A 12,736-nucleotide genomic window follows, 5' to 3' on the forward strand; every position below is an offset into this window, starting at 1 on the left:
ATTTTCGGACGGTCGGGCGGTTTGAGGCAGCGCCCTCCAACGTCCGAAAATACCTTTACCACCCACGACGGCTCACGTTCGGGCAAGCCATGCATGCAGTGGCGATCGGTGCGCTTCGCGTTGATGAATTTGGCCGCATGGCCGAATCTGGGGTCACTTGATCTCGTCAATTCGAGATGCTGCCCTGCCCCATCAGCCCCAACCATGAGCCGTTGGTGGCGGGGCTGTCTGGGACGGGCGTTGGAGGGCGCTGCCTCAAACCGCCCGACCGCCCGGCCCAGACAGCCCCACCACCAACGGCGCTTAAGGACTCAAACTACGACCTATGCAGAGGCAAGAACGTTGTTGCGTGCTTGATTACTGTTTGCTCTGAGCGGCCACGTTGTTTTTGGGTTCTTAAGCGCCGCCGCGGGTGGCAAAGGCATTTTCGGACGGTCGGGCGGTTTGAGGCAGCGCCCTCCAACGTCCAAAAATACCTATACCACCCACGACGGCTCACGTTTGGGCAAGCCATGCATACCGGGACCCGAACCTAAAAGCTCAGGCCTTCGACTTACCAGCCTTGTTTGCAGCCGAACCAGATTGACGACGCCGATGCAGCAAATACCGGAGCACAAAGCCCGGATACGCCAGTACCAAATACAGGCTAAGCGTAATCGCGTAAAACTCCCAGCCTTGTGCAAATCGGTTGCCGATGTTCGCCTCGAAAGCGAAGCCCACCGCACCCACCATGGCGTACAGCACAAGCACCTCGAGTATCCGCGCCAGTACCGGCTTCTCGAGCTTTACGCCCCCCATGCGCCAGCCCGGGTAGGCCAATAGCAGTACCGCAGCCACTCCGACCCCCAGCAGCTTGCCGAGAAACATCGCCGCCGATGCAAGATCGGAACCAATAATAATCGCGCCGCCGATAAGCTCAACAGTTAACAGGCCCCAGGCGACCAGCAGGGAAAAGAAAACTGCCGATTCGAGCACCCGCAACCAAGCCGGACGCTCCGGCTCGCCGGGTTGCGCCCAGGGCAAAGCCAGCAATGGGCGCTGCAACAGGAACGGCAGGCTTGCCGTTCCGAATGCCAGCAGGATTACTATCCAGACCGCAAGAGTTTGATCCATGAAAAATCAAAAGCCAAGCGAGGTTTCAATGACTCGTACGCACAACGCCATTAAGCTGCCAGGCAGTATGCCCAGCCCAATAATGGCCAGACCGTTAAGTGACATGAGACCGTTGGGTAGCACACCACTGGGAGCCGACAGGGTTTCGCCCTCGGGCTCGTCGAAGTAGGCCACCTTGACCACACGCAGGTAGTAGAAGGCGCCGATCAGCGAAAACAGCACGGCCGCCACTGCGATCCACACATAACCTGCGCCGATCAGTGCCTGCAAGACGGCCAGCTTGGCATAGAAACCCACCATGGGCGGAATGCCTGCCAGCGAGAACATGGAGACCAGCAGTACACCGGCCAGGATGGGGCTGCGCCGGTTCAGGCCTTTAAGGTCAGAGATGCGCTCGCAATCAAAGCCCTTGCGGCTTAGCAGCAGGATCAGGCCGAAGGTGGACAGCGTGGTAAGCACGTAGGTAAGTATGTAGAACAGCGCGGCGCCATAGGCCTGGCCAGTGGCGTCGCCCTGGTCGCCCACCACCCCTGACATCAGGCCCAGAAACACAAAGCCCATGTGCGAAATGGTGGAGTACGCCAGCATGCGCTTGAAATTGGTCTGCATGATGGCGGTCAGGTTACCAATGGCCAGCGACAGTACAGCCATGATCAGCAACATGGGCTGCCAGTCAATTGCCAAGCCATGCAGGGCTTCGGTCAGCAGGCGCAGAACGATGGCAAAGGTTGCGATCTTGGGCGCGGCACCAACGATAAGGGTTACCGTGGTCGGCGCGCCGTGGTAGACGTCAGGCACCCACATGTGGAACGGCACGGCGCCCAGCTTGAAGGCCAGGCCGGCAACAATGAACACCACGCCAAACACCAACGCCAAGCGAGATGCCTCGCCCGCGGCGATGGACTGAGCGATCAGCGTCAGATCCAGATGGCCGGTGGCGCCGTAGATCATGGAAAGACCGTACAGCAACACGCCCGAGGCCAGCGACCCCAACACGAAATACTTCATGGCCGACTCGACAGCGGGCATGTGGTCGCGCCGTAGCGCCACCAGGGCGTACAGGGCAAAAGACATCAGCTCTACACCCAAATACACGGTCAGCATGTTGCCGGCCGAGATCATCACCATCTGGCCCAGCAAGGCAAACAGCGTCAGGGTGTATAGCTCGCCGCCGTTGGTGAGCATGTCTCGCTCTTCTGCGTATGAGCGCCCGTAGATAAGGGTAACCGCCACCGCAATATACGAGGCAATTTTTAGCAGATGCGCCAGCGGGTCAACCACATACAAACCGTGGAACGTAGAACCTGCCACGCCGTCGGACCATTGCAGCACGCTAACGACTGTGATCACCGCCAATGCGCACAAACTGAGCACAAATGTCAGGTGATGACGGGCTGCTTTTGAGAAAGCGTCGATCAGCAGTATTGCAGCGGTTAGGACCAGAAGCAGAATCTCGGGCAGCGCCAATGCGAAGTGAAAATGATTTTGCATAGTGATCCAGGCCTACAGTTTCGAAATGGAGACGTGCTGCAACAAGGCCTGTACCGACACATGCATGACGTCCGTAAACGGTTTGGGATGGATGCCCATGTAAAGCACCATAATCGCCATAATCCCCAGAATTAAATATTCGCGAGCGCTCAGGTCGGGCATGGCACGCACCTGATCGTTGGCAATGTCGCCAAACGCAACCCGCTTCAGCATCCACAATGAATAGACGGCTGCCCAAATCAGGGCGGAGGCAGTGAGCAGGCCGATCCAGAAGTTGTATTCGACGGCGGCCATGATGACCGTAAACTCGCCGACAAAACCGCTGGTGGCAGGCATGCCCGCGTTAGCAAACGAAAACAGTACGAAGAAGGTGACGAACTTGGGCATGACGTGGACAACGCCACCGTAGTCGGCAATTCGACGGGTATGCATGCGGTCGTACAGCACGCCAATACACAAGAACATCGCGCCCGATACAAAGCCGTGCGAAATCATCTGCACAATGGCGCCTTCAAGACCGGCGGTGTTGAACAAGAAAAAACCCAGCGTCACAAAACCCATGTGGGCCACAGACGAATACGCCACCAGCTTTTTCATGTCGTCTTGAACAATGGCCACCAAGCCAATGTAAATGACGGCGATCAGCGACAACGCAATCATTAAGCCGGCCAGGCTGTGCGAAGCATCGGGCGCAATGGGCAGCGAAAACCGCAAAAAGCCATAGGCGCCCAGCTTGAGCATGATGGCGGCCAGCACCACCGAACCGCCGGTGGGCGCCTCGACGTGGGCGTCGGGCAACCACGTGTGCACCGGCCACATAGGCACCTTGACGGCGAAGGCGGCAAACAGGGCAAGAAACACCAATATTTGCGGTGCAAGGCCCAGCGGCATCTGATGCCAGGCCAGAATATCGAACGAGCCACCCGCTGCGTGCCACAAATAAATAAAGGCCACGAGGGTCAACAACGAGCCGAGCAGCGTGTACAGGAAGAACTTGAACGCTGCGTAGACACGATTAGGCCCGCCCCATACGCCGATGATCAGATACATGGGGATCAGCGTGGCCTCAAAGAACACGTAAAACAGCATGCCGTCGAGCGAGGCAAACACCCCTACCATCAGACCCGACAGAATCAGAAAGGCACCCATGTACTGGGCGACACGCTGCTTGATGACCTCCCAGCCGGCCAGCACCACGATCACCGTGATGAACGCGGTAAGCAGCACGAACCACAACGAGATACCGTCGATACCCAGATGGTAGTTGACCGCAAAAGTTTCAATCCAGGGGGTCTTTTCAACAAACTGCATGTCTGCAGTGGTGTGGTCAAAGCCCGTATACAGCGGCAAGGTAACCAGAAAAGCCAACACCGAACCTGCCAGCGACAGCCACCGCGTGAAGCCGGGCCGGTCATCGCGGCCCAGAAGCAGCACGATCAGGCCGGCGACAATAGGCACGAATATCGATAGAGTCAGCCAAGGAAAAGTAGAAGACGCCATGTCGCTTGCCATCAGTGAACCGTCAGCACGAAAAAGGTTAAGAAGGCCATAATGCCGATGATCATGGCAAAGGCGTAGTGATAGATGTAGCCGGACTGCAGATGTCGGCTGACTGCCGCCACCCAGCCCACGACCCGGGCACTGCCATTGACGAAAATGCCGTCGATCAGGCCGCGGTCGCCGCCCTGCCACAGGCCGCGCCCAATGCCCACAGCCAGGCGACCCAACACCTGCTCGTTGAACCAGTCGGCGTAGTATTTGTTGTCCAGCAACTTGTACACGCCCGAGAAGCTGCGGCGTATCGCGGCCGGAACTGCCGGGTTCACCAAGTACAAGTACCAGGCAGTAATCAGTCCGGCGATCATCAGCCAGAACGGAACCGTGACAAACCCGTGCAGGGCGTATGCAACCCAGCCCTGCCAGTGCGACGCCAGCTCAGCCATGGCGGGATGGCTGGACAACACGACGATGGCATCGTCGAAATAGCCACCAAACAACATGGGGTCGATCAGCCAGGCACCCACAACCACCGACGGAATGGCCAGCAGCACCAGCGGCAAGGTCACCACCCAGGGGGACTCATGCGGCGCGCCGCCATGACCATGATCGTCGGCGTGACCGTGAGCATCGAAACGCTCTTTGCCGTGGAAGACCAGGAAATACACGCGGAACGAATACAGTGAGGTGACGAACACACCGATCAGCGTGGCGTAGTAGGCAAAGGTTGCACCCCAGACGTTCGCAGCGCCCGCTGCTTCGATGATGTGCTCTTTGGAATAGAAGCCAGAGAAGAACGGCGTCCCGGCCAGCGCCAGGGTACCCAGCAGGAAGGTGATCCAGGTGATGGGCATGTACTTGCGCAGGCCGCCCATATTGCGGATGTCCTGATCGTGGTGCATGCCGATAATGACCGAGCCCGCCGCCAGGAACAGCAGCGCCTTGAAGAAGGCGTGGGTCATCAGGTGGAACACCGAAGCCGAATACGCCGAGGCACCCAACGCGACGGTCATGTAGCCAAGCTGCGAAAGGGTCGAGTACGCAATGACGCGTTTGATGTCGTTCTGGATAATGCCCAGAATGCCCAGGAACAGCGCACCAATGGCGCCGATGACAATAATGAACGACAGCGCGGTAGACGAATGCTCGAACACGGGCGAAAAGCGCGCCACCATGAAAATACCGGCAGTTACCATGGTTGCAGCGTGGATCAACGCCGAAATGGGGGTGGGGCCTTCCATTGAGTCGGGCAACCAGCTATGCAGCGGCACTTGGGCCGACTTGCCCATGGCGCCTACGAACAGCGAAACGCACGCGACGGTAAGCAGTTGCCAATCGGTGCCCGGAAAGCCCAGGGTAGCCAGGCGGTCTGCCTGCTCGAACACCTGGCCATAGTGCATGCTGCCGGTGTAGGCAAACAATAAGCCGATGCCCAGAATAAAACCGAAGTCGCCCACACGGTTGATGACAAAGGCCTTCATGTTGGCAAAAATGGCGGTGGGCCGCTCGAACCAGAAACCGATCAGCAGGTACGAAACCAGGCCCACGGCTTCCCAGCCGAAGAACAGCTGAAGCATGTTGTTGGACATGACCAGCATCAGCATCGAAAACGTGAAGAGCGAAATATACGAGAAGAATCGCTGGTAGCCCGGGTCGTCGGCCATGTAGCCAATGGTGTAAATGTGCACCATCAGCGACACAGACGTAACGACCACCATCATCATCGCGCTGAGCGAGTCGATCAGAAAGCCGATTTCAAGCTGAACGGTGCCGATGACGTTCCAGACATACACGGTGCCGTCAAAGGTTTCGCCGTTCAGTACCTGGAACAGCACCACGATCGAACCGATGAAGGAAATAAGCACACCAAGAATGGTGATGGTGTGCGCTGCGCTGCGACCCACGAAGCGGCCCATAAAGCCGGTGCCGAACAGGCCCGTGATCAAGGCCCCGACTAGCGGCGCCAGCGCAATAACGAGATAAAGACTGGTTGCACTCATAGTATCGGTAATCCCATCAACCCTTAAGCTGGTCTAGTTCTTCGACGTTGATCGTGTTCAGGTTGCGGAACAGCAATACCAATATGGCCAGGCCGATGGCCGCCTCGGCCGCCGCGACCGTCAGAATGAAAAAGACGACCACCTGACCGGACATATCGCCGAACCACGTGGAAAACGCCACGAAATTGAAGTTGGCGGCGAGCAGAATCAGCTCAATCGACATCAACAAGATAATGAGATTGCGACGATTCAGGAAAAAGCCGAATACGCCGATGGCGAACAATATGGCGCCCAATGTAAGGTAATGAGCCAGCGTGATTGTCATTTCTTGTCCTTGCTTGATTCGGTCTGCGACGGAATGCTGACCATGCGCAAACGATCTTTGGCCTTAACCCGCACCTGATCCGAAGGAATGGTGCGCTTGACGTCGCGGCGCTTGCGCAAGGTCAGGGCAATGGCTGCCACCATGCCCACCAGCAAAATAACGGCGCCCACTTGAACGGCAAACACATACTCGCCGTACATCAGTTCGCCCAGGGCTCGGGTGTTGTTGAAATCGGCGCCCATGTCTGCCTGGGGCCCATAGCCGTACCAGAGCGTGCCAATGACAAAGGCCAGCTCAAGCACCATGATGATGCCAATGACCGAGCCCATGAACATATAAGCCTTGAAGCCACGTCGCAGGCTTTCCATGCGCACGTCAAGCATCATGACGACAAACAGAAACAGCACCATCACGGCGCCCACATACACCACAACCAGCAACAGCCCCAGGAACTCGGCCCCGGCCATGATCCAGAGCATCGAGGCATTGAAGAAAGCCAAAATAAGGTGCAATACACCGGTGATGGGGCTGGCGGCGGCGATGACGCGAATGGCGGCGTACACCAGCACAAACGACAAGAGGTAGAACAGGACGGAATAGAAGGTCATGGTTCGGCCTCAGGGTTAGCGGTAAGGCGCGTCGGCTTCGCGCCGGCGTGCAATCTCGGCTTCGTAGCGGTCGCCGACCGCCAGGAGCATATCTTTGGTGTAGTAAAGGTCGCCGCGTTTTTCGCCGTGGTACTCGTGCAGATGAGTTTCCACAATGGAATCAACCGGGCAGCTTTCTTCACAGAAACCACAAAAAATGCATTTGGCCAGGTCGACGTCGTAACGCGTGGTGCGGCGGGTACCATCGTCGCGCTCGTGCGATTCGATGGTAATGGCCAGCGCCGGGCAAACCGCTTCGCACAGCTTGCAGGCAATGCAGCGCTCTTCGCCGTTCGGATAGCGGCGCAGCGCATGCAGGCCGCGAAAGCGCGGCGACGCGGGTGTTTTCTCTTGTGGGTAGCGCAAGGTGACCTTACGTTTGAAAAAATACTTGCCGGTCAGGCGCATACCCTTGAGCATCTCGGTCAGCATCAGGCTGCCGAAGAAATCTTTGATCGCTTCCATATCTAGCCCCAGTCAGTCTATTGCCAAATGTTCCAAGGCGTCTGCATCCAGATTGCCACCACCACTAACCAGATACCTGTCACTGGAATAAATACCTTCCAGCCCAGACGCATGATCTGGTCGTAGCGGTAACGCGGGAACGTCGCGCGGAACCATATGAACAAAGAGACGACACAAAACGTTTTGATGCCCAGCCACAACCAACCCGGCACCCAGGTAAACGGTGCGATGTCCAGGGGCGGCATCCACCCACCCAGGAACATGATGGACGCCACTGCTGAAAGCAGAATCATGTTGGCGTACTCGCCCAGGAAGAACAGCGCGAACGCAGTACCCGAGTACTCGACCATATGTCCGGCCACGATCTCGGATTCACCCTCGACCACGTCGAAGGGGTGGCGGTTGGTTTCAGCCACGGCCGAAATCACGTAGATGACGAACAGCGGCAGCAAGGGCAGCCAGTTCCATGACATGAACGAGATGCCTCGGTCGGCGAACCAGCCATTGCCCTGCCCGATCACGATCTCGTTCATATTGAGCGAGCCCGACACCAACAGAACGGTAAGCAGCACGACACCGATAGCCAGTTCGTAGGAGATCATTTGCGCCGACGCACGCATGGCACCCAGCAAGGCGTACTTCGAGTTGGAGGCCCAGCCCGCCACAATGACCCCATATACGCCCAACGAGGTGATGGCCATGATATACAGCAGCCCGGCGTTGACGTTGGACAGCACCAGTTCGGGACCAAACGGAATGACCGCCCAGGCGGCCAGCGCCGGCATCAGGGTGACGACGGGAGCCAGAATGAACAACAGCTTGTTCGACTGGGCAGGCAGGATCAGCTCTTTGGTCAGCAGCTTGAATACGTCGGCAAACGGCTGCAGCAGACCGCGGAAGCCCACCCGGGTGGGGCCCATGCGCACGTGCATCGCGCCGATCATCTTGCGTTCCCAGTAGGTAAGGTATGCAACGCACAAAATGACCGGAACCGCAATGGCCAGCACCTTGAGCACTGTCCAGACCATATGCCAGGCAGCCGGACCGATAAGGCCTGTGCCGAAGGCCTGAAGTTGTGTCAACCAATCCATTTAGGCACGCTCCACCGAAATTTCGCCAAAAGAAGCCCCTAAGGGCAAGGTCTGGTCAAACGCCGTGGAGATCCGCACTGCGCCGTCGGCGACCGCCGGGTCGAGCTGAGCCGCAAGCTGAACTTCGCCGTAGGCCGAACGCACCCGCACCGCGTCGCCATCGTGCAATTGAAGCTGCTGCAGCGTGACTGCGTTCATACGGGCGGTAGGCGATTTCGAGGCGGCGGTTTGCTGCAATGGCTCGGCGCGGCGTACCAGGGCGTCGCTGCGGTAGATAGGTACGTCGGTGACGCGCTGCAGCCCTTGAGCGGCGGGCTGCCCCAAGCCGATAGACGCCTGCACCCGATTGGATAGGCGCTCTTGGATGCCGTCAACCAGCACCGTGTCGCGCACGGTTTCAGAGGTTTCGTCGTCGAAACCCGAAAGCTGCAACAGGTTGCCCAACACCCGCAACACCTTCCAGGCGGGACGTGTCTCGCCATAAGGCGTGGCCGTACCCTTGAAGCTTTGAGTGCGCCCTTCGGCATTGACAAAAGTGCCTGAAGTTTCGGTAAACGGCGCAATCGGCAGCATGACATCGGCCCACTCGGCCGCAGCCGAACGGTACGAGGTAAGCGCGACCGCGAACTGCGCGTTCTTGAGAGACTGCACGGCTTGTGCGCCGTTATCGGAATCGAGTCCGGGCTCGGCATGCAATACCACATAGCCCTTGAGGCCCTGCTGCAACATTTGCTCGGCGGTCAGTGCGCCCTGCTCGGGCACGGCGCCGGCCAGGTAGCCACCCACGGTATTGGCACCCATGGTCAGGAAACCCAGACGAGCGCTTGCCGCTTGAGCCAGTGCCTGAGCATTGGCGGCAATCAGTGCCGCCTGTGGCGATGAAACCGCCATATTGCCCAGCATGATGGCCACTTTTTCTCCACCCGCCAGGCTGTTGGCAATCTGGACCGCCTGCTCGCCAGGCTGCACCGATGCAAAGGCCTCGGGCACCGGTTGCTGTTGCGCGCGAGCCCAGGCAACCAGCACCTGAGCCAAGGCCGAAGGTATGCCCGCGGGCGCCACAGTAAGACGAGCTGCCACCGGAAACAGCGGGTCGTCGGCCGCGCTGTCTATAAAGGAGATCTCGGTTCCGTGCTTGGCGGCCTGACGCAGGCGCTGGGCCAGCAAGGGGTGATCTTTACGAAGGAAGGAACCCACCACGAGCACACGGTCGAGTTCGGCGAACTCGGCGATGGACATACCCAACCAGGGCACACCCGACAAGGCGGCATCAAAGTCGGGGTCGTTGTAGCGCAGGCGGAAGTCGACATTGCCCGAGCCCAGGCTGCGGGTAAGCCGCGCCAGCAAGGCCAGTTCTTCGACGGTGGCATGGTGCGCACCGATGGCGCCCAATTGATCGGAACCGTGCTCTTCGCGCACTTGATTCAGACCACGTACGACCGCCTCGAGCGCGTCGCTCCAGGAGGCCTCTTGCCATTGACCCGAGGCGTCACGCACCTTGGGATGAGCCAGGCGATCTTCGGTGTACAGGCCGGTGTAGGAAAAACGGTCGCGGTCGCTGATCCAGCACTCGTTGACCTCTTCGTTCTCGAAAGGCACGACACGCAGCACGCGGTGGTCTTTGACCTGCACCACCAGGTTCGCGCCCAGACTGTCGTGCGGGCTGACCGATTTGCGGCGGGCCAGTTCCCATGTACGGGCGGCAAAGCGGAAAGGCTTGGAAGTAAGCGCCCCCACCGGGCACAGGTCGATCATGTTGCCCGAAAGCTCGGACTCGACAGCGCGACCTACAAACGAAGTGATTTCGGCATGCTCGCCTCGATTAAGCATGCCCAGCTCCATGATGCCGCCGATTTCCTGACCAAAGCGCACACAGCGCGTGCAGTGAATGCAGCGCGGCATTTCTTCAGCCGAAATAAGCGGGCCCATGGGCTTATGGAACACCACGCGCTTTTCTTCTTTGTAGCGCGAAGCCGATTCGCCATAGCCCACGGCCAGATCCTGCAGCTGACATTCGCCGCCCTGGTCGCACACGGGGCAATCGAGCGGATGATTGATCAGCAAAAACTCCATGACGCTTTTTTGCGCAGCAACGGCTTTTTCAGAGCAGGTGTGCACCACCATGCCATTGGTGGCCGGCGTAGCGCAGGCCGGCATGGCCTTGGCCGCCTTTTCGACTTCAACCAGGCACATGCGACAGTTGGCCGCAATGGAAAGCTTCTTGTGATAGCAAAAATGCGGCACATACAGGCCCAGCTTGTGGGCTGCATGCATGACCATGCTGCCCTCGGGGACTTCAACTTTGTTGCCGTCTATGGTGAGTTCAACCATTTGCTTGTCCTGACCCTACAGATATTTGGGCACCACGCAGCTTTTGTGCTCGATGTGGTGTGCGAACTCGTCGCGGAAATGCTTGATGAAACTGCGTACCGGCATCGCGGCGGCGTCACCCAGCGCGCAGATGGTGCGGCCCATGATGTTGGACGCCACCGAGTCGAGGACATCCAGGTCTTCGGGGCGGCCTTCGCCGTGCTCGATGCGATTGACCATGCGATACAGCCAGCCGGTACCCTCGCGACAGGGCGTGCACTGGCCGCAGCTTTCATCAAAATAGAAATACGACAGGCGCAGCAACGACTTGACCATGCAGCGGGTTTCGTCCATGACAATGACCGCACCCGAGCCCAGCATGGAGCCGGCCTTGGCGATGCCGTCGTAGTCCATGGTGGCTTGCATCATGATGTCGCCCGGCAGTACCGGTGCGCTCGACCCGCCGGGAATCACGGCCTTGAGCTTGCGCCCGCCGCGTACGCCACCGGCCAGCTCAAGCAGCTCGGAAAACGGCGTGCCAAGCGGCACCTCATAGTTGCCCGGCAGCTCGACGTCGCCCGACATGGAAAACAGCTTGGTGCCGCCGTTGTTGGGCAAACCCGTTTCCAGATAGGCCTGGCCGCTGTTGCGGAAGATCCAGGGCACGGCGGCAAAAGTCTCGGTGTTATTGACCGTAGTCGGCTTGCCATACAGGCCGAAACTGGCCGGGAACGGCGGCTTGAAGCGCGGTTGGCCCTTCTTGCCTTCGAGCGATTCGAGCAAGGCGGTTTCTTCACCGCAGATATAGGCACCATAACCGTGAAAGGCATGCAACTGAAAGTTGAAATCGGAACCCAGTATGCGCTCGCCCAGAAAACCGGCTGCGCGGGCTTCTTCAAGCGCTTCTTCGAAGCGGTCGTAGATCTCGAAGATTTCGCCGTGAATGTAGTTGTAGCCGACGTCGATGCCCATGGCATAGGCGGCAATGGCCATGCCTTCGATGACGATATGCGGGTTAAAGCGCAATATGTCGCGGTCTTTGAAAGTGCCGGGTTCGCCTTCGTCAGAGTTGCACACCAGGTACTTCTGGCCGGGCAGATTGCGCGGCATGAAGCTCCATTTGAGGCCGGTCGGAAACCCCGCGCCGCCCCGACCGCGCAAACCCGAGGTCTTGACTTCGGCAATGACCTCGTCGGGCGTCATGCGGGTGGTCAGTATCTTGCGCAGGCCTTCGTAGCCGCCGCGTTTAACGTAGTCTTCCAGGCGCCAGTTATTGCCATCAAGGCCGTCAACGATTTGCGGCTTGATGTGCCGGCCGTGAAAGATCATGCTGCGCGACAAATCGCCCTGGGGGGCAATATCGAGCCCTTCAGAAAACTGGCTGAGAATGTGCGGAGCGTTCATGCCGATTCTCCGTGCTGTTTGAGTTGCTCGATCATGGCGTCGATTTTCTCGGGGGCCATCCGCACACACATGTGCTTGTTGTTCACCAGAAGCACCGGTGAATCGCCGCAAGAACCCATGCACTCGCCCTCTTGCAGCGTGAACAGACCGTCATCGGTGGTTTCGTTAAAACCAATACCGAGCTTGCTGCCGATGTAGTCGGCGGTTTTGACCCCGTCTCGCAGGGCACACGGAAGGTTCGTACAAACGGTGATCTTGAAACGGCCCACCGGCTTGGTGTTGAACATGTTGTAGAAGGTGGCCACCTCTTGTACCGCAATGGGCGGCACTTGCAGATAGCCGGCGACGTCTTCGATGACTTCAGTCGAAACCCAGCCCTTTTCATCTTGGGCG

Annotated in this window: 11 protein-coding genes and 1 pseudogene; all 12 read right to left on the reverse strand. The window is 58.6% G+C overall.

The features are described 5' to 3' along the window. Window positions 1-540: 540 nt before the first annotated feature. Entirely contained in the window at window positions 541-867 is a 327-nt protein-coding gene (locus VL003_RS12175; protein ID WP_414708301.1) for a DUF2818 family protein, read from the reverse strand. Window positions 868-933: 66 nt separating this feature from the next. Next, window positions 934-1,113, reverse strand: a pseudogene (locus VL003_RS12180) (DUF2818 family protein); the annotation flags it as partial. Between the two features lie 6 nt (window positions 1,114-1,119). Next, on the reverse strand, window positions 1,120-2,604 hold the full coding sequence (gene nuoN, locus VL003_RS12185) for an NADH-quinone oxidoreductase subunit NuoN (protein ID WP_325442852.1): 1,485 nt from the start codon (window positions 2,602-2,604) through the stop codon (window positions 1,120-1,122). 12 nt (window positions 2,605-2,616) lie between these two features. Continuing rightward, complete coding sequence (locus tag VL003_RS12190) at window positions 2,617-4,119, reverse strand: NADH-quinone oxidoreductase subunit M (protein WP_325442870.1); 1,503 nt, start codon at window positions 4,117-4,119, stop codon at window positions 2,617-2,619. Next, complete coding sequence (gene nuoL / locus VL003_RS12195) at window positions 4,116-6,101, reverse strand: NADH-quinone oxidoreductase subunit L (RefSeq protein WP_325442854.1); 1,986 nt, start codon at window positions 6,099-6,101, stop codon at window positions 4,116-4,118. The genes VL003_RS12190 and nuoL overlap by 4 nt, the downstream gene beginning before the upstream one ends. A 16-nt stretch (window positions 6,102-6,117) precedes the next feature. Next, window positions 6,118-6,426 (reverse strand): NADH-quinone oxidoreductase subunit NuoK, encoded by a 309-nt coding sequence (nuoK, locus tag VL003_RS12200; protein WP_325442856.1) that lies wholly within the window; start codon window positions 6,424-6,426, stop codon window positions 6,118-6,120. Beyond that, window positions 6,423-7,034 (reverse strand): NADH-quinone oxidoreductase subunit J, encoded by a 612-nt coding sequence (locus VL003_RS12205; RefSeq protein ID WP_325442858.1) that lies wholly within the window; start codon window positions 7,032-7,034, stop codon window positions 6,423-6,425. Before VL003_RS12205 ends, nuoK begins: the two co-directional genes overlap by 4 nt. Window positions 7,035-7,049: 15 nt before the next feature. Then, window positions 7,050-7,538 carry an NADH-quinone oxidoreductase subunit NuoI gene (gene nuoI / locus VL003_RS12210; protein WP_325442860.1) on the reverse strand — a complete coding sequence of 163 codons (489 nt, stop codon included), beginning with the start codon at window positions 7,536-7,538 and terminating at the stop codon, window positions 7,050-7,052. Window positions 7,539-7,555: 17 nt separating this feature from the next. Next, window positions 7,556-8,629 carry an NADH-quinone oxidoreductase subunit NuoH gene (gene nuoH, locus VL003_RS12215; RefSeq protein WP_325442862.1) on the reverse strand — a complete coding sequence of 358 codons (1,074 nt, stop codon included), beginning with the start codon at window positions 8,627-8,629 and terminating at the stop codon, window positions 7,556-7,558. Then, on the reverse strand, window positions 8,630-10,960 hold the full coding sequence (nuoG, locus tag VL003_RS12220) for an NADH-quinone oxidoreductase subunit NuoG (RefSeq protein WP_325442864.1): 2,331 nt from the start codon (window positions 10,958-10,960) through the stop codon (window positions 8,630-8,632). It lies immediately after the preceding gene. Between the two features lie 15 nt (window positions 10,961-10,975). Continuing rightward, window positions 10,976-12,343, reverse strand: coding sequence for an NADH-quinone oxidoreductase subunit NuoF (nuoF, locus tag VL003_RS12225; protein ID WP_325442866.1), 1,368 nt, complete (start codon window positions 12,341-12,343; stop codon window positions 10,976-10,978). Further along, window positions 12,340-12,736: NADH-quinone oxidoreductase subunit NuoE (nuoE, locus tag VL003_RS12230; protein WP_325442868.1), on the reverse strand; the 397-nt coding region annotated here is incomplete at its 5' end. The genes nuoE and nuoF, both read right to left, overlap by 4 nt.

The organism is Pusillimonas sp., assembly GCF_035515275.1.
GTDB lineage: Bacteria > Pseudomonadota > Gammaproteobacteria > Burkholderiales > Burkholderiaceae_B > Pusillimonas.

Bases quoted from the DNA above. Each gene is read 5' to 3' on its own strand.
- nuoF (WP_325442866.1), bottom strand. From the start codon at position 12,343: ATGAACGCTCCGCACATTCTCAGCCAGTTTTCTGAAGGGCTCGATATT.
- nuoH (WP_325442862.1), bottom strand. From the start codon at position 8,629: ATGGATTGGTTGACACAACTTCAGGCCTTCGGCACAGGCCTTATCGGT.
- VL003_RS12205 (WP_325442858.1), bottom strand. From the start codon at position 7,034: ATGACCTTCTATTCCGTCCTGTTCTACCTCTTGTCGTTTGTGCTGGTG.
- nuoN (WP_325442852.1), bottom strand. From the start codon at position 2,604: ATGCAAAATCATTTTCACTTCGCATTGGCGCTGCCCGAGATTCTGCTT.
- nuoL (WP_325442854.1), bottom strand. From the start codon at position 6,101: ATGAGTGCAACCAGTCTTTATCTCGTTATTGCGCTGGCGCCGCTAGTC.
- nuoG (WP_325442864.1), bottom strand. From the start codon at position 10,960: ATGGTTGAACTCACCATAGACGGCAACAAAGTTGAAGTCCCCGAGGGC.
- nuoI (WP_325442860.1), bottom strand. From the start codon at position 7,538: ATGGAAGCGATCAAAGATTTCTTCGGCAGCCTGATGCTGACCGAGATG.
- nuoK (WP_325442856.1), bottom strand. From the start codon at position 6,426: ATGACAATCACGCTGGCTCATTACCTTACATTGGGCGCCATATTGTTC.
- VL003_RS12175 (WP_414708301.1), bottom strand. From the start codon at position 867: ATGTTTCTCGGCAAGCTGCTGGGGGTCGGAGTGGCTGCGGTACTGCTA.